Source organism: Pseudomonas sp. B21128 (assembly GCF_044218865.1).
In the GTDB taxonomy this organism is placed as follows: Bacteria; Pseudomonadota; Gammaproteobacteria; order Pseudomonadales; family Pseudomonadaceae; genus Aquipseudomonas; species Aquipseudomonas iridis.
In genome coordinates, this window is record NZ_CP162590.1 from 4,563,808 (window position 1) to 4,579,776 (window position 15,969).

Here is a 15,969-nt window from a genome sequence, read left to right on the forward strand (position 1 = left end):
CGGGCCTGCAAATGCCTAAAGTTGGCCCATCACCTCACTGATGGAGCCCCCCATGACGCAGCGCGATGTTGTTTTCCCCCCTGCACGCCGAACCCTGTACGAGCGCCATCGCTACTCACCGGCGATCCGCTCCAACGGTTTTCTGTTTGTCTCGGGCCAGGTCGGCACTACGGAGGACGGTACGCCCGAGCCGGATCTGCAAAACCAGGTGCGTCAGGCTTTCAATAACCTGAACGCGATTCTCGACGAGGCCGGTTGCACGTTCGAGGATGTGGTTGACGTCACCCTTTTCATGGTTGATCCGCAATCGAAGTTCGAGACAATCTGGAACATCGTGCTCACGGAGTTCTGGGGCGATGCGCCGCATCCAACCGTTACCGCCGTTGGCGTGACCTGGCTGTATGGTTTCGACTTCGAGATCAAAGTGATCGCCAGACTCCCCGAAAACCACTGATTGCCCCTTGCAGGAGTGCATCAAGTGTCGCCAACGCTGATGCGCTCTGGCCTTTGAACCCACGAATGCGTATAACCTCGCCGTTTCGTCTAACCTGACTTTGCGCCCAGCCTCGACTGCACAACGGCGGCGCTTCGACTTTGACGCTCACGAAACGGAGAATTCCATGCTCAAACGAACCCTGGCACTGACGGCCGGCCTGGCCCTGTCCCTTTCCGCGCTGGTGGCGCAAGCCGCTGATGTATTGAAGGTCAGCGCCATTCCTGATGAAGCGCCGACCGAACTGTTGCGCAAGTTCGAGCCACTGGGTGCGTATCTGGAACAGCAATTGGGCATGAAGGTGCAGTTCGTCCCGGTGGCCGATTACCCGGCAGTGGTTGAAGCCTTGGCCACCGACCGTCTCGACATGGCGTGGCTGGGTGGCTTTACGTTCGTGCAGGCGCGCTTGAAGACCGACGCCACTACCCCGGTGATTCCGCTGGTGCAGCGCGAACAGGATGCGCAATTCACCAGCAAATTCATCACCGCCGACCCGAACGTCAAAAGCCTGGCCGATCTGAAGGGCAAGACCTTCGCTTTCGGTTCCGTGTCGTCGACTTCCGGCAGCCTGATGCCGCGCTACTTCATGCTGAAAAATGACGGTATCAAGCCTGAGGCGTATTTCAGTCGCGTCGCCTACTCCGGCGCCCACGACGCCACGGTTGCCTGGGTGCAGGCTGGCAAGGTCGACGCCGGTGTGTTGAACGCCAGTGTCTGGCAGAAACTGGTGGACGCCGGCAAGGTCGACACCAACAAGGTCAAAGTTTTCGCCACCACCCCGTCGTACTTCGATTACAACTGGACTGTGCGCGGCACACTCGACCCGGCGCTGGCGGCGAAGATCAAAAAAGCTTTCCTCGATCTGGATCCGGCCAACCCTGAACAGAAGAAGATCCTCGATCTGCAGGCTGCCAGCCGTTTCATCGACACCAAGCCTGAGAACTACAAAGGCATCGAGGAAGCCGCCCGCGCTGCCGATTTGCTGAAATGACGCTACGCCTCACCCACGTCAGTCTTCGCCACGCCAATGGAGTCGATGCCCTGCGCGGCGTCGACTTGCAGATTGGCGTCGGCGAACACGTCGCGATCATCGGCCCGTCCGGGGCCGGCAAATCGAGTTTGCTCAACCTGCTGGCCACCGCACTGCGGCCCAGCAGCGGCGAGATCGAAGTGCTCGGCGAACGCGCCTGGCACTTGTCTGCCCGCCAGCGACAACGCCTGCGCGCGCGTATTGGCCTGGTGCATCAGGCGCCGCCCCTGCCGTTGCGCCAGCGCGTGGTTACGGCGGTGCTGGCCGGCAAACTCGGGCAATGGAGTTTGGGCAAAAGTTTGCTGAACCTGCTGCACCCTCTCGACGTGCCGGGCGCCCGCGCGGCATTGGCGCGGCTGGATCTGGGCGACAAGCTGTTCGCCCACTGCCAGCAATTGTCTGGCGGTCAGTTGCAGCGCGTCGGCATCGCCCGGGTGCTGTATCAGGCGCCGGAGATTCTGTTGGCGGATGAGCCGGTTTCGGCGATGGACCCGGTCATGGCCGGGCACACGCTGACGGTGCTGTCGTGTCATGCCCGAGAACATAACGTCACGCTGGTGGCGAGCCTGCATGCGGTGGACCTCGCGCTGTCGCACTTCCCGCGCATCATCGGCTTGCGTGACGGGCAGATTCTGTTCGACAGCCCTGCCGATCAAGTCAGCCACGACATGCTCGACGCGCTGTACGCCAATGAACATCTGCAATCGCCGACCGTTGCGATTGCGCCTTTGCCTGTGCAGATCCCTCGATGCTGAAGGCCGATTCACGCGATCCCGCGGCGTGGCCGCGTCTGCTGCTGACGGTTTTGGCGATTGCGGTGCTGTGGCCGGGAATCCAGCTCAGCGAGCTGAATCCGGGCGTGCTGCTGCCCGACAGCCAGAATGAAATGGGCCGGTTTGTCGCGCAGTTCTGGCCGCCCGCCCACGATGAAGATTTTTTGCAGTTGTTGTTCAAGGCCACGCTGCAAACCCTGGCGATTGCTACGGCAGGCATGGCGTTGGCGCTGTTGCTGGCGGTGCCCGCCGGTTTGCTCGCCAGCCGTGCCTTGTCGCTGTCTGCCGCTTCACGGGGGGGCGTGCCCAGTCGTTTCGGTCGGTTGTTGCGCTGGCCGGTTCGTGGGTTGCTGATCTTCCTGCGCAGCGTGCCGGAAATCGTCTGGGCGCTGTTGTTCGTGCGCGCCGTAGGCCTCGGCCCGGCGTCGGGCGTGCTGGCGATTGCGATCACCTACAGCGGCATGCTCGGCAAGGTCTACGCAGAGATTTTCGAATCCACCGACCAGCGTCCGGCGCACGCGCTGTTGCAGTCGGGCAGCGGTCGACTGGCGAGTTTTGCGTATGGAATCCTGCCGAATGTCGCCGGGGAATTGCTCTCGTACACGGTCTATCGCTGGGAATGTGCGATCCGCGCTTCGGTGGTGATGGGCTTTGTCGGCGCCGGTGGCCTGGGCCAGCAAATCGACCTGTCGATCCGTATGTTCGCCGGTGGTGAGGTCGCGAGCATTCTGCTGACGTTCCTGCTGCTGGTGCTGGTGGCCGATCAACTCAGCCGTTTGCTGCGCTGGAGGCTGGCATGAACCGTCTGATCAATCTGTTGCTGATCGCCGGTATCGGCGCGGCCGTCATCGCCTCGTTCATTTACTTGGGGCTCGACCTCGGCGAACTGGGCACTGCCACCAGCCTGAAACAAATGGGCGCGTATGTGCAGCGCTTTCTCAGCCCGGATCTGAGCGCCGATTACTTGAAAGCGATCCTCCATGGCTCGCTGGAAACCCTCGCCATGTCGGCGCTCGGCACCCTGCTCGCCGCACTGCTGGGCATCGTCCTCGCCCTGCCCGCGGCCGGACTTTTCGGCTGGCCGCTGCGCAGTGCTTCGCGATGGCTGCTCAATGCTCTGCGGGCCATTCCGGAACTGGTCTGGGCCGCGCTGATGGTGCTCGCCGCCGGGCTGGGCCCGAACGCCGGCACCCTCGCCCTCGCCCTGCACACCACCGGCGTGCTGGGCCGCTTGTTTGCCGAAGCGCTGGAAAACACCCCGCCGCAACCGGCCGAAGCGATCCGCTTGCAGGGCGCTAACCCCGTCCTCGCCTTCTGCTACGGCACCCTGCCCAACCTCGCCCCACAACTGCTCGCCTACGTCCTGTACCGGTGGGAAAACAACATCCGCATGGCCAGCGTGCTGGGTTTTGTCGGCGCGGGCGGACTGGGGCAGATGCTGTATGTGAGCCTCAGCCTGTTTCAGGAAGCACAGGCCAGCACGGTGATTCTGGCGATGCTGGTGCTGGTGTTTGCGGTGGACTGGTTGAGTGCGTGGAGCCGCCAGCGCTGGGTGAAGGCGTAAGTCCAGATGATGGCGAGTGGATATCTGCCAGAAGCTGATTATGCTTCAGGAAACCTCGCACACCTGCGAGGCGGTCAGACTGTGCAGGTTCCACGCGGCAGCAATTGCGGCACACGCCACAAGGCCAGAGTGCGATAAAGCGGTAATGGGGAACTCCGGCCTACAAAAAACACGTACGACGGAGTACACCCATGACCACAATCGACACGACACCCACAGGCAATCCACCTCGCAGCGGCGGCATCACCAAGGAGGAGCGCAAGGTCATCTTCGCTTCGTCCCTGGGCACGGTGTTCGAGTGGTACGACTTTTACCTCTACGGCTCACTGGCCGCGATCATCGCCAAGCACTTTTTTGCCGGCGTCAACGAGACCACTGCGTTCATCTTCGCTTTGCTGGCGTTCGCCGCCGGGTTTGCCGTGCGGCCGTTCGGCGCCATCGTGTTTGGCCGGCTCGGCGACATGATCGGGCGCAAACACACGTTCCTGATCACCATTGTGATCATGGGTGTCTCTACGGCCATCGTCGGTTTGCTGCCCGGCTACGCGACCATCGGCGTCGCCGCGCCAGTCATCCTGATCACCCTGCGCCTGCTGCAAGGCCTGGCGCTGGGCGGTGAGTACGGCGGCGCTGCGACTTACGTGGCTGAACATGCGCCACCGGGCAGACGCGGCTTCTTCACGTCATGGATTCAAACCACCGCGACCCTGGGCCTGTTCATGTCGCTGCTGGTGATCCTCGCCTGCCGCACCGCGCTGGGCACCGAAGCGTTCGAAGCCTGGGGCTGGCGGATTCCGTTCCTGCTGTCGATCCTGCTGCTGATCGTTTCGGTGTACATCCGCCTGCAACTGAGCGAGTCGCCGGTGTTCCAGAAGATGAAGGCTGAAGGCAAGGCCTCCAAGGCGCCGCTGACCGAATCCTTCGCGCGCTGGGACAACCTCAAAGTGGTGATCATGTCGCTGCTCGGCGGTACGGCCGGCCAGGCGGTGGTTTGGTACACCGGGCAGTTCTACGCGCTGTTTTTCCTGTTGCAGACATTGAAGATCGACCCTCAGACCGCCAACCTGTTGATCGCCGGTTCACTGTTGATCGGCACGCCGTTCTTCGTGATCTTCGGCAGCCTGTCCGACCGTATCGGCCGCAAGCCGATTATCATGGTCGGTTGCATTCTGGCGGCGCTGACGTACTTCCCGATCTTCCATGCGTTGACCCAGTACGGTAACCCCGACGTGTTCATCGCCCAGGAGAAAAACCCGGTCAAGGTGATCGCCAATTCCGATCAGTGCTCGTTCCAGTTCGACCCGGTGGGCAAGGCCAGATTCACCAGTTCCTGCGACCTGGCCAAGACCCTGCTGGCGAAACGCGCGATCCCTTACAAGAACGTCGAGGCCGAGCCCGGCACCGTGGCACAGGTGCGCATTGGTGACAAAGTCGTCGAGAGCTTCGAGGGCAGCGCCCTCCCCGCCGCTGACTTCAAGGCGCGCAACGATGCGTTTACCGCCAACTTGAGTGGCGCACTGAAAGAAGCGGGCTACCCGGAGAAAGCCGATCCGGCGAAAACCCATTACCCGATGATGTTGCTGCTGCTGACCATTCTGGTGATCTACGTGACCATGGTGTACGGCCCGATTGCGGCGTGGCTGGTCGAGCTGTTCCCGACTCGCATCCGCTACACCTCAATGTCGCTGCCCTATCACATCGGCAATGGCTGGTTCGGCGGCTTCCTGCCGACCGTGGCTTTCGCGATGGTCGCGGCCACGGGTGATATCTACTACGGGCTGTGGTACCCGATCGTGATTGCGGTGATGACGGCGATACTCGGCACGTTCTTCCTGCCGGAAACCAAGGATCGCGACATTCTCAAGGACTGATTTTTCATCCCTACGAGAACCGAGGCAGAGTTTTGCCTCCTACCGCTCGTCGAAAAACCCTGCGCACCTGTCAGATCTGACAGGTGCGCAATGTTCCCATACATCGTTCAATCACTCCGTCACTTTGCTGAACGGAGTTCCTGATCATGTGCGCCAACAAACGATCGGCAAGCAGCAGTCACGCTCACCCTGTCGAGGCTCGATCAGACAGGCCTCTCATCGCCTGAAGTTGTCTTCCCCCACGACAGGAACTTCGCCATGCCCTCCGACCATAGCTATCTGTTCCCCCGCTTCGATGACAACGAGACCTTGGCGCTTCGTCCCCTGCTGATCGCGGGCATGGTTCGCCCCATTAAAGGTGGGGATGGCGGCATCAATATCGCAGTGGTCACCGACAACCCCGCCGGGATGCTGTGTGTGATCAATCCGTATATCGGCATGCATGAGGGCGATCAGCTTGTCATTTGCTGGGAAAGGTCAGCCGTTTACACCAAGGTGGTAGAGGCGAACGAAGTCAATAAACCGCTGTTTTTTTACCTGCCCACGAACATCGCCCAACCGGGCTGGGTTGAAGAGTGTGATTACCAACTGACCCGATTCGGCGCAGGCACCCCGGACGCCCCCTCGGTGGCGCTGAGATTACGGGTCAAATTCACGCGCCCCGGCGGTCGCGACAAGGCGCCGCATCTGCCGGACGGCCATTCCGAGCTGCATCCACCGCAGTTGCCCGAGGAGGTCGTGCGACAGGGTATTGATGCCGAGTGGGCGAAAAAAGGCGTGCCCATCATCATTCCGTTCTACCCGGAAATGGCAGTGGGTGACTCGATCCTGGTGCATTGGGGGAGCGCCAACAACATTCTTGCGCCTCATACCGTGACTCAGGATGAGGCCGATGGAAAAACCCCCATCGTGATGATCGCTGACCAGGCGGCCATTCTGGCCGGGGGAGACAGTGAAGAGCAGCCAGTGCTCTATGATATTCACGATGAGGTCTGGAACTGGGCGGTCCGGCGCTCGCAACGCACGCGCGTTCGCGTTGATGCCGGTGGCTGGCGCCTGGAAGCGCCCGTCATCAAAGAATCGGTCAACGGCTTCATTATCATCAGGGAACTGAACAAACAGGACGTCACGGTTCAGTTCCATGTGCAGAACAAGGATTTCACGCTCGGCGACAACGTGACCTTAAACTTTATCGGCACGCCCAAGACCGGTAAGCCATTGATACATTCAGCGTCTAGAATCGTCGACAACATACCCAGCATTCTGGAATTGAAAGTGCCCTACGCACTGATAAGAGCCATCGCCATGGGCCTGGCGGATGCTTCATGTGTGCTGGTGCCAAAGAATGGCGGGCCACCGCTCTCATCCAAGCGCACGTTTGCTCAAGTGGTGGGTGACGTTGTGATGCTGCCAGAGCCGACCATTCGGGAGCTTCGCGGCGACACGCTGGAGCCAGACAAGGCGTGCGCCACCGTGGACATCCGTTATCCGGGCCCAAGCAGTGGCGACCTCATCAACCTGGTGTGGAAAGGCGAGCGATCCAACGGCACCCCGTATGCGCACGAAGCTGAACATATCGTCAGCGAAAACGAAGCAAAGGCAGGGATCGTCACCCTGTACGTCGACAATGAGCACATCAGCCCGCTGGTCAAACTCGATCTTTCCTATCGAGTGTCCAACGACCAGGCGGCGCTCTACGGCGTCGCTGAATCCGAACGGTTGCTGGCCAAGGTCGAGAAAGTCCGCGCCACGCTGCCGATGCCGGTGGTGGAGGAAGCCGATCCGCCGGACAGGCTGGATCCGAGCAAAGTGGTCGACATGGCTCACTTACTGATCGAGGCGAAAACAGCAAAGGATGACATCGTCACTTACTACTGGTGTGGGGATGATCCCCTTGGCAGCACCAGTGACTGGGTGCCCATTACGACAGTGACCGAAGGCCGACCTGTGCGATTCAGAGTCGATATACGGTTTGTGACACCCAACATCGGAAAAACAGTGCAAGTGAGTTGTGTGTTGTTCCGCGCCGCCACCGGGCAGTACGAGTACTCGGCAACGCTTGATCTGCTGATTGCTGGCTGAGTGTCGCCGACGATCGATTCTCCGGTAATTGGTGCCCGGGACGTGGTCACCCCAAGCAGTGTCTGTGTGATCTACGGCTAGCCCGTTGCAATATTTCATCATTATTGATTGAGCAATCGGCAGAAATATCGAACGCTCTGCTGTGCGACACCTCCAATGTTTACACCAACGGAGGTCAGCGATATGAACAGCAACGACAGCAAAACCCCAAACGCCCCGCCCACAGATACGTCCGGCAAACCGGTGAATGTGGTCGAGCGTGATCTTGCGGACAGGGACGATGACACCAAAGCCGTGGATGAGGTCATCACGCCTTCATCCACTCGGGTCAAAGAGCAGGATGCCGAAGAGCTACAGCGCAAGGTTGATGAGATTGAGCGCAAAGTGGCGGACGGCAACTGAGATTTTTGTAGTGTCAGTTGGACATTTCCCCCTCACCCCAACCCTCTCCCTCAGGGAGAGGGGGAAAGGGAGCCGATCTTCATGCCGTTCAAAACCTCGGCTCGACTCAGCTCTCATGGCTTGAGGTCTTGAAATCAGCGCGATCGTTCAGGTCGGTGAAACTCTCGCTATCAACTTAATCAGTCCCCTCTCCCTCTGGGAGAGGGTTAGGGTGAGGGCTTCGACGGCGTCGGGGGCGCGTACTGATTGAGTTCCTTCGCCAAGGTCAACGCATTGCCGATCGCGGCGCCGCTGGCGGTATTGTCGAAGATGCACCAGGTCGCGGCGCCTTCGGCACTTGCGCTATGTAACGTTTGCGCAAGTCTTTGCAGGTACGGCAAATCGTAGGTGCTGTGGTAAATGCGCGGCGAACCGTGCAATCGCCAGTACTGAATGCCGGTCCAGCCACTCGGAGACGAGTCACTGCGGATGCGTGAAGGATCGACCGCCGCTTGCGCAATCTGATGAGCGATCAACAACGGTTTGGCAGCAACCCATGATGCGTGACGCGGTTCAAGCACCACCGCCCCGGCAAAACGCTCGCGCAATGCGCTGAAAAACCCTTGGGCAATGGCTTCATCAAACGCCTGTGACGGCGGCAACTGCACCAGCAAACAACCGAGGCGATCGCCTAAGCCGTTGCATTGCCCGAGAAACTCATCGAGCGCGGCCTCACTGCCTGCCAGGCGCAGTTCATGGCTGATGTGCTTGGGGATCTTCACTGAAAAGCGAAAGCCGTCTGGCACCGAATCAGCCCAGCGTTGGTAGGTCTGTAGGCGATGCGGGCGATAGAACGAACTGTTGATTTCCACGCTGTTGAATTGCGTTGCATAGCGCTGCAGGTGCGTACCTTCAACCGGGAACGCCGGCCAATGCTCGCGCCCCAGACTCCAGCCTGCGCAGCCTATGTAAATCAAATCGATTCCCTCCACATACTGCGTCGCCCCCATGTAAGAGCTGCCGCAGGCTGCGGCAGCTCCTACAGGGCTTGGCTGGCCTTCAGGTTACTTTTTGCCGGGCAGCACTGAACTCAATACCTGTTTGGCGGTTTGCACAATAATGCCTGCCTCATCCGGATCACCCTTGAGCAACGTCGTGGCGAATTTCTTCGCCTGCTCAAGTTTGATGTGCGGTGGCAGTGGCGCCACGTTCGGATCGGTCTTGAACTCAATCAGCACCGGTACGTCCGAGGCCAATGCCTGTTCCCAGGCCGCCGCCACGTCTTCTTCGCGGTCAACGAAAATACCTTTCAGGCCGATGGAAATGGCGAACAAGTGATAAGGCACGTCGGGGATACTCTGCGATGCTTCGAACTTCGGATCACCCTCCATCACTCGCTGCTCCCAGGTAACCTGATTGAGGTCTTCGTTGTTGAACACTGCGCAGATCCATTTCGGACTAGCCCATTGCCGCCAGTATTTGGCGACAGTGATCAGTTCGGCCATGTTGTTCATCTGCATCGCACCGTCGCCCACCAGTGCGATGACCGAACGTTCGGGATAGGCGAATTTGGCCGCGATGGCATAAGGCACGGCGGCGCCCATCGAGGCCAGTCCACCGGACAACGAACACTTCATGCCCTGACGAATCTTCAAGTCGCGCGCGTACCAGTTGGCGCACGAACCGGAGTCGCTGGTGACGATCGCCTGATCCGGCAGGCGCGGCGACAACTCGTACACCACCCGTTGCGGATTGATCGGTTTGGCTTTGACCATCGCACGCTTTTCCAGGGTTTTCTCCCAAGTGCCGCGCCACCCTTCGACTTTCTTGCGCCATTTGCCCGAGCTTTTCTGTTCGAGCAGTGGCAGCAATGCGGCCAGTGTTTCTGCCGCGTCGCCTTGCAGATTGACCTCCATCGGATAGCGCAGGCTGAGCATGTCGGGCTGTAAATCGATCTGCACGCCGCGCGCCTGGCCTTCCTTAGGGAGGAATTCTGAATACGGGAAACCCGAGCCGATCATCAGCAAGGTGTCGCACTCGGCCATCAACTTGTAGCTGGGTTCAGTGCCGAGCAGGCCGATGCTGCCTGTGACCCATGGCAAATCGTCGGGCAGCACGGCCTTTCCGAGCAGCGCCTTGGCGACACCGGCGCCGAGTTTTTCGGCCACGGCGATGACTTCGTCAGTCGCCTCCAGCGCACCGGCGCCGACCAGGATCGCGACCTTTTCTCCGGCATTCAGCACGTCCGCCGCACGCTGCAAATCTGCCTCGTAAGGCATGATTTTCGGCTTGCTGTAGCCGACACCGGAATGCGCGGTGCCATGCGCACGGGCCGGTGCCTCATAGGCCAGATCCTGCAAATCATTGGGCAGGATGACCGCGGTGACGCGTCGTTCGCCAATCGCTGTGCGCACCGCGCGATCAAGCAAATGGCGGACCTGCGATGGCGCCGATGCCTGCTGTACGAAAGCGCCAGCGACGTCCTTGAACATCGAGACCAGATCCAGCTCCTGCTGGTAGTGACTGCCCAACGCGGTGCGTGCCTGCTGACCGACAATCGCCAGCACCGGCATGTGGTCCATCCGCGCATCGTAGAGGCCAGTGATCAGGTGTGAAGCGCCGGGGCCCGAAGTGGCGATACAAACCCCCAGTTCGCCGGTGAACTTGGCATGCGCCGAAGCCATGAACGCGGCCATTTCCTCATGGCGTGCCTGTATGAATTCGATCTTTCCGTTGGCTCGGTCGAGCGCGCCAAATACGCCATTGATGCCGTCGCCCGGATAACCAAAGATCCGCGTGACGCCCCATTGGCTGAGCCGCTCAACCAGAAAATCTCCTACTGTCATCGTCATCGTTGTGCCTCGCCTTTCACCGGTGCATGGAGCTTTCCGGCAGCGCATCCGCCGGAAGTTGTAAGGGTCTGGACAGTCGGGTTGGTGGCGAAGTTTCGATTGATTTGCCTTGGATGACGAGGGGAGATTGATCTGTTTATTGAGGCGAAGGCCCCAAGTCGCTGTCCATTGTTCAACAGGACTGCGGAGCCATTGCGATGACTGAGATGAAGGCTGTAGCCGTGCAAACCGTGTTGCTTGAGCGCAATGACTGGGTGCCGAACAACCCACGCCTGCCGGTGCTGATTTACCCCAAAGCGATTGCCATCAAAGGCAACGATCCAGCCGCCCTGTTCGAGCAAACTTTCAGCGCCAACGGCTGGCCGCCGCAATGGCGCTATGGCATCTACGATTATCACCACTACCACACCGAAGGGCATGAAGTGCTCGGCATCGCTGGCGGCCATGCACGGTTGATGCTCGGTGGCCCGAATGGCCATGAAATAGACGTCAGCGCCGGCGACGTACTGTTGCTGCCCGCCGGCACCGGCCATTGCAACCTGGGTTCCAGCGCTGACTTTCTGGTGGTCGGTGCCTATCCGCCAGGGCAACACGCTGACATCTGTCGGGACGCGCCGAGCCGGGAGCAGTTGCAGCGTATTGAAAAATTGCCGTTTCCCGAGAGCGATCCGGTGCAAGGGCATGAAGGTGCAGTCAGGCAATATTGGGACGAATGAACCTCACCGATGCGGATGCACCGTCATCGCCACCAGTTTGATCACGATGGGCCGAACGAAGAGGATGCACAGGAATGCCACCGGCATCGCCAGTTTGTAAGCGTGCAGCGCATTAGTCAGGTAGTCGTTATCAATGCCGGAATTGGCGGCGGTGATCACCAGCGACATCAGAAACGCCATGATCGTCGCCATGTACAACGCAAACACGTAGGGCGTGGCCCGTGCTGACAGCTTGCGGCGGCTGACATACAGGGCGTCGGAGTTTGTTCTTTGATTCATATGGCTTTTGCATCCATTGACAGGGAGCGGGCACCTTAGCAAGCCCGTTTGCCCTCAACTAGACGGCCAATAGCAGGTACTTTATAAAGCACTGCTTACGAATCCTCTTCTCGGCAGGCCATGGATGAATCTGTTAGCGGCGATTGCCAGTTACATCAAAGTGGTCGAATCGGGCTCCATTGTCGGTGCAGCCAAAGCCTTGGGCGTCAGTGCAGCGGCGGTGAGCCAGACGATCAATCGTCTGGAGGCGCATCTGGGCGTGCGCTTGCTGCAACGCACGACGCGGAGTATGGCGCTGACTGAAAACGGCGCGGTGTACTACGAAAAGGTCAAGCGCATCGCGGCGGATCTGGAGTCGGCGCAAAGCTCAATCAGCAATGAAGAAACCGAACTGCAGGGGCGACTGAGCATTGCCTCGACCTCTGCGTTCGGCCGGCATGTGCTCGCACCGCTGATCGCAGGTTTCGCCGCACAGCATCCGCGCCTGCTGATTGAGCTGTCGACCACCGACGGCAAGATCAGCCACATTCAGGATGGCATTGATCTGAGCCTGCGGATCAAGCCGCAACTGGAAGAAGGCATTGTCGCGCGCAAGATCGTTTCGCTGCCCTTCATCCTGTGCGCCGCCCCCGCCTATCTCGAGGCGCAGGCGTACCGCAATCACCGCACGAGCTGCAAAACCATGCGTGCCTGGCGTTTCGTTATCCTCTTGATGGGCGATTTCTTCGCTGGAGTTTTCTGCGCGACGGCCAGCGTTACGAAGCCAATATCAATGCCACAGCGATCAGCGACGACATCGACGCGCTCGCGCAGATGGCAATCAGCGGCGCCGGCATCACGCGTCTGGCGGAGTTCGTGGCGGCGCCTTACATCGCCAGCGGTCAACTGCTGCCGCTGTTCGAAACCCGTCACAGCGCAGATCATGCCGTTGTCGAACCGATGGAGATATACGCCTGCGTGCAGGATCGCGCGGCGATGACGCCGAAGGTCAAAGCGTTCATGGACTATTTAATCGAACATTTGAAGCTGCGCTGGCCGATGGAACAGGTGTCATCGGGCGCTAAAAGATATTCGCTGAAACGTGCGGACTAAGGCAAAGTCCACATCGCCAATCGAGGCTCATCATGGACGATAAAAACAATGAAAAATGCTTTCTGCGCCCTGCTCCTGCTCTGCCTCACCACCCAAGCATTCGCTGATGACACACCTATCGGTTTCCAGCGTTCAACACTGCCCGACACGGACAACATCCGTCCGTTGGAAATGGTCGTTTGGTACCCTTCCCGTGCAACCACCACTGCCCCCAAGTTGATCGCCGACAATCCGGCATTTGTCGGTGTCCTGTCTGTCGAAAACGCAGCACCGGCTGAAGGCGAACACCCATTGGTGGTGCTTTCCCACGGGTATCGCGGCAATTGGACTAACCAGGCATGGCTGGCCAGCGCGCTGGCGCATCAGGGTTACATCGTTGCGGCGGTCAATCATCCCGGTAGCACCACGCATGACCGTAGCCCACAAGCAGCCGCGCAGCTATGGCAGCGTCCCGCAGACATTGGTCGGGCCATTGATGCGGTGACGGCTCAGCCGGCAAAATTTGGTGCAGTCGCGACGCGGCGTATTGCCGTGATCGGTCATTCACTTGGCGGCTGGACAGCAATGGAAATCGCCGGCGCGCGTTTCGACACGGACCTGTTTGCCCGCGACTGCAGCGTCCATCAGAAGTTAGCCAGTTGCGGCGTTTACCAAACCATGAATCCGGCGAGCAACCCGGCATCAAAGGCCCGACTCGCCGCTGATTTACGCGACAAGCGCGTCACTGCCGTGGTGGCATTGGACCTGGGTTTGTCACGCGGCTTCACGGATGCCAGCCTTGCAGCGCTGCCGGTGCCGGTGTTGGTGATCGCAGCGGGCGTGCCGTCTGAAGATCTGCCGGCCGAGTTGGAGTCCGCCGACCTGGCCAAGCGTCTGCCCAAACCGTCGAGCCAATACGTTGAAATTGGCGATGCCAGTCATTTCAGCTTTCTGTCGCTGTGCAAACCGGGCGCGATAGCCATGCTCGAAGAAGACGTGCCCGGTGATGGAATCATCTGTACAGATGGCGAGGCTGGGCGCGCGCGTGAGGTGATCCAACAGCAGGTTATTTCGCTGATCAGCGAGTTTCTGCAGGTGAGTCAAGAAACACCCAATTGATCGAGCAAACATTCATCATCAATTCGGAAACACACCACATAGGGCATTTCCCTGATAACCATGGACGATAGGTCCCAAGATCATCAGGGGCCCGCAAGCGTACATGGGCGTCACGAAGGTCTCTCCACTACGCATCTTGCAGACAGGCAACTTCAAGGGGATAGGCACAATAACTGCCCAAAGCGTGACACCGCACCATTCTCGGTGGGTTTCGCCACTGTCGGCTTGTTCGTATTGATCTCCCGGTTTACTCGTTGAAACGGAAACCCCGACACAGCCAGAAAGCGTCAGTGCGATAACGGTGACAAATGAAATTTTTTTGAGGTGGAACTGACGTCGCATTACAGGCTTTATCCTTAAAATCCAATCGCCTGGCACTGTCAGTCGACAACGCCAGCATCCATGTGGGTGAAAGGCCGGGATTCTATCCTCTGAAAGTAAAAGCCACTAGCTGGGCTCAGGTTTTGCCCCAAGACGAAACACCACTCAACCAAGAGGTCTTTAATGACGTTTCCCCAGGCCTTTCTGGGCAGTTGCCTTTGCGGCGCAGTGATATATCAGATCAACTCAAGACCCAAAGCGCTTTCTCATTGCCATTGCAGTCAGTGCCGCAAGAGCCATGGTGCAGCATTTGCCAGCTCGCATTGAATCGAACGAGATTTTTCCCTACGGTGTCCCTCTATTCTCAGCCAGCAACGATGAGGTCTTTTTCATGAGCAATGCGCCCTACGTTCCGCCCAAGGTCTGGAAAAACGAAGCAGCGTCCGGCGGCCAGTTTGCCAGCATCAACCGCCCGATTGCCGGGCCGACGCACGAGAAAACGCTGCCGGTTGGCAAGCATCCGCTGCAGCTTTACTCGTTGGCCACGCCCAACGGGGTGAAGGTGACCATCCTGCTCGAAGAGTTGCTGGCGCTGGGGCACAGCGCCGCCGAATACGATGCGTGGCTGATCCGCATTGGCGAGGGCGATCAGTTCTCCAGCGGTTTTGTCGAGATCAACCCCAACTCGAAAATTCCTGCCCTGCTCGACCGCAGTGTCGAGCCACCGATTCGCGTATTCGAGTCGGGCTCGATCCTGCTGTATCTCGCGGAAAAATTCGACGCCTTCCTGCCTGAAGACCCGGCTGGGCGCACCGAAACCCTGAACTGGCTGTTCTGGCAGATGGGCTCGGCGCCGTATCTGGGCGGCGGGTTCGGACATTTCTATGCCTATGCGCCGGAGAAACTTGAATACCCGATCAATCGCTTCACGATGGAGGCCAAGCGGCAGCTGGATGTGCTTGATCGGCGCCTGGCCGAGAGCCCGTACCTGGCCGGCGACAGCTACACCATCGCCGACATCGCGGTCTGGCCGTGGTACGGCCAACTGGTGCGCAACAATGTTTATTCGGCGGCGGAGTTTCTCGCGGCCCATGAATACACCCACGTGCAGCGCTGGGCAGAAGACATAGCCAAGCGACCAGCCGTCATCCGTGGACAGCGCGTCAACCGCACATGGGGCGATGAGGCGAGCCAGGTACCCGAGCGGCATCAGGCTGAAGATTTGAGCTGATACTCGCGCAAGGCTCCCCTGGTTTAAAAACGGCCGATCAAAATCAAATTGATCGGCCTTTTTTCAATTCCTACCTTCATCCAATCACGGTGGTGGCTGTTCAGTCATAAGCCAGATGTGAAAAATTTGTTAACTAACTGACTCGTATGGCTTTCTCCGAGCGGATCAATCTGACAGACTAATGCG

General features: G+C 59.3%; 15 protein-coding genes and 2 pseudogenes. 13 read left to right on the forward strand and 4 right to left on the reverse strand.

Translation table 11 applies throughout. The features are described from left to right. The first annotated feature begins 52 nt into the window (after positions 1-52). From AB4P91_RS20390 to AB4P91_RS20425, 8 genes are all read left to right on the forward strand, one after another. On the forward strand, positions 53-454 hold the full coding sequence (locus AB4P91_RS20390) for a RidA family protein (protein ID WP_150591642.1): 402 nt from the start codon (positions 53-55) through the stop codon (positions 452-454). Positions 455-620: 166 nt separating this feature from the next. Beyond that, on the forward strand, positions 621-1,484 hold the full coding sequence (locus AB4P91_RS20395) for a putative selenate ABC transporter substrate-binding protein (protein ID WP_150591641.1): 864 nt from the start codon (positions 621-623) through the stop codon (positions 1,482-1,484). After that, the gene (locus AB4P91_RS20400) at positions 1,481-2,278 is read left to right on the forward strand and encodes a phosphonate ABC transporter ATP-binding protein (RefSeq protein ID WP_150591640.1); all 798 of its coding nucleotides are present in this window, start codon (positions 1,481-1,483) and stop codon (positions 2,276-2,278) included. Before AB4P91_RS20395 ends, AB4P91_RS20400 begins: the two co-directional genes overlap by 4 nt. Further along, a complete protein-coding gene (locus AB4P91_RS20405) occupies positions 2,272-3,096 on the forward strand; it encodes an ABC transporter permease (protein WP_150591639.1) in 825 nt (274 codons plus the stop codon). The genes AB4P91_RS20400 and AB4P91_RS20405 overlap by 7 nt, the downstream gene beginning before the upstream one ends. Then, on the forward strand, positions 3,093-3,860 hold the full coding sequence (gene phnE / locus AB4P91_RS20410) for a phosphonate ABC transporter, permease protein PhnE (protein ID WP_395603529.1): 768 nt from the start codon (positions 3,093-3,095) through the stop codon (positions 3,858-3,860). Before AB4P91_RS20405 ends, phnE begins: the two co-directional genes overlap by 4 nt. A gap of 191 nt (positions 3,861-4,051) precedes the next feature. After that, on the forward strand, positions 4,052-5,731 hold the full coding sequence (locus tag AB4P91_RS20415) for an MFS transporter (RefSeq protein WP_395603530.1): 1,680 nt from the start codon (positions 4,052-4,054) through the stop codon (positions 5,729-5,731). A gap of 258 nt (positions 5,732-5,989) precedes the next feature. Further along, complete coding sequence (locus AB4P91_RS20420) at positions 5,990-7,813, forward strand: hypothetical protein (RefSeq protein WP_395603531.1); 1,824 nt, start codon at positions 5,990-5,992, stop codon at positions 7,811-7,813. 183 nt (positions 7,814-7,996) lie between these two features. After that, positions 7,997-8,215, forward strand: a complete 219-nt coding sequence (locus AB4P91_RS20425; RefSeq protein ID WP_150591635.1) for a hypothetical protein — start codon at positions 7,997-7,999, stop codon at positions 8,213-8,215. A gap of 206 nt (positions 8,216-8,421) precedes the next feature. Here the strand turns inward: AB4P91_RS20425 and AB4P91_RS20430 are convergent, their stop codons facing one another. Together AB4P91_RS20430 and AB4P91_RS20435 are read right to left on the reverse strand one after the other, a co-directional pair. Next, on the reverse strand, positions 8,422-9,171 hold the full coding sequence (locus tag AB4P91_RS20430) for a DUF72 domain-containing protein (protein ID WP_395603532.1): 750 nt from the start codon (positions 9,169-9,171) through the stop codon (positions 8,422-8,424). An 87-nt stretch (positions 9,172-9,258) separates the two neighbouring features. Next, complete coding sequence (locus AB4P91_RS20435; protein WP_395603533.1) at positions 9,259-11,046, reverse strand: thiamine pyrophosphate-requiring protein; 1,788 nt, start codon at positions 11,044-11,046, stop codon at positions 9,259-9,261. Between the two features lie 197 nt (positions 11,047-11,243). On the opposite strand from AB4P91_RS20435, the gene AB4P91_RS20440 reads away from it, so the two are divergent. Next, entirely contained in the window at positions 11,244-11,762 is a 519-nt protein-coding gene (locus AB4P91_RS20440; protein ID WP_395603534.1) for a cupin, read from the forward strand. A 3-nt stretch (positions 11,763-11,765) separates the two neighbouring features. On the opposite strand, the gene AB4P91_RS20445 is transcribed toward AB4P91_RS20440, so the two are convergent. After that, entirely contained in the window at positions 11,766-12,041 is a 276-nt protein-coding gene (locus tag AB4P91_RS20445; protein WP_150591631.1) for a DUF2798 domain-containing protein, read from the reverse strand. Positions 12,042-12,165: 124 nt separating this feature from the next. Between AB4P91_RS20445 and AB4P91_RS20450 the strand changes: the two are divergent. Next, a pseudogene (locus tag AB4P91_RS20450) lies at positions 12,166-13,133 on the forward strand (LysR substrate-binding domain-containing protein). A 48-nt stretch (positions 13,134-13,181) separates the two neighbouring features. Continuing rightward, entirely contained in the window at positions 13,182-14,231 is a 1,050-nt protein-coding gene (locus AB4P91_RS20455; RefSeq protein WP_395603535.1) for an alpha/beta hydrolase family protein, read from the forward strand. An 18-nt stretch (positions 14,232-14,249) separates the two neighbouring features. Here the strand turns inward: AB4P91_RS20455 and AB4P91_RS20460 are convergent, their stop codons facing one another. Next, the gene (locus tag AB4P91_RS20460; RefSeq protein WP_395603536.1) at positions 14,250-14,573 is read right to left on the reverse strand and encodes a hypothetical protein; all 324 of its coding nucleotides are present in this window, start codon (positions 14,571-14,573) and stop codon (positions 14,250-14,252) included. 162 nt (positions 14,574-14,735) lie between these two features. On the opposite strand from AB4P91_RS20460, the pseudogene AB4P91_RS20465 reads away from it, so the two are divergent. Together AB4P91_RS20465 and yghU are read left to right on the forward strand one after the other, a co-directional pair. Next, a pseudogene (locus tag AB4P91_RS20465) lies at positions 14,736-14,870 on the forward strand (GFA family protein); the annotation flags it as partial. 73 nt (positions 14,871-14,943) lie between these two features. Continuing rightward, complete coding sequence (gene yghU / locus AB4P91_RS20470) at positions 14,944-15,783, forward strand: glutathione-dependent disulfide-bond oxidoreductase (RefSeq protein WP_395603537.1); 840 nt, start codon at positions 14,944-14,946, stop codon at positions 15,781-15,783. Positions 15,784-15,969: the final 186 nt, after the last annotated feature.

Bases quoted from the DNA above. Each gene is read 5' to 3' on its own strand.
- AB4P91_RS20390 (WP_150591642.1), top strand. From the start codon at position 53: ATGACGCAGCGCGATGTTGTTTTCCCCCCTGCACGCCGAACCCTGTAC.
- AB4P91_RS20400 (WP_150591640.1), top strand. From the start codon at position 1,481: ATGACGCTACGCCTCACCCACGTCAGTCTTCGCCACGCCAATGGAGTC.
- AB4P91_RS20425 (WP_150591635.1), top strand. From the start codon at position 7,997: ATGAACAGCAACGACAGCAAAACCCCAAACGCCCCGCCCACAGATACG.
- AB4P91_RS20445 (WP_150591631.1), bottom strand. From the start codon at position 12,041: ATGAATCAAAGAACAAACTCCGACGCCCTGTATGTCAGCCGCCGCAAG.
- AB4P91_RS20440 (WP_395603534.1), top strand. From the start codon at position 11,244: ATGACTGAGATGAAGGCTGTAGCCGTGCAAACCGTGTTGCTTGAGCGC.
- yghU (WP_395603537.1), top strand. From the start codon at position 14,944: ATGAGCAATGCGCCCTACGTTCCGCCCAAGGTCTGGAAAAACGAAGCA.
- AB4P91_RS20395 (WP_150591641.1), top strand. From the start codon at position 621: ATGCTCAAACGAACCCTGGCACTGACGGCCGGCCTGGCCCTGTCCCTT.
- AB4P91_RS20405 (WP_150591639.1), top strand. From the start codon at position 2,272: ATGCTGAAGGCCGATTCACGCGATCCCGCGGCGTGGCCGCGTCTGCTG.
- AB4P91_RS20460 (WP_395603536.1), bottom strand. From the start codon at position 14,573: ATGCGACGTCAGTTCCACCTCAAAAAAATTTCATTTGTCACCGTTATC.
- AB4P91_RS20455 (WP_395603535.1), top strand. From the start codon at position 13,182: ATGAAAAATGCTTTCTGCGCCCTGCTCCTGCTCTGCCTCACCACCCAA.
- AB4P91_RS20415 (WP_395603530.1), top strand. From the start codon at position 4,052: ATGACCACAATCGACACGACACCCACAGGCAATCCACCTCGCAGCGGC.
- phnE (WP_395603529.1), top strand. From the start codon at position 3,093: ATGAACCGTCTGATCAATCTGTTGCTGATCGCCGGTATCGGCGCGGCC.
- AB4P91_RS20420 (WP_395603531.1), top strand. From the start codon at position 5,990: ATGCCCTCCGACCATAGCTATCTGTTCCCCCGCTTCGATGACAACGAG.
- AB4P91_RS20435 (WP_395603533.1), bottom strand. From the start codon at position 11,046: ATGACGATGACAGTAGGAGATTTTCTGGTTGAGCGGCTCAGCCAATGG.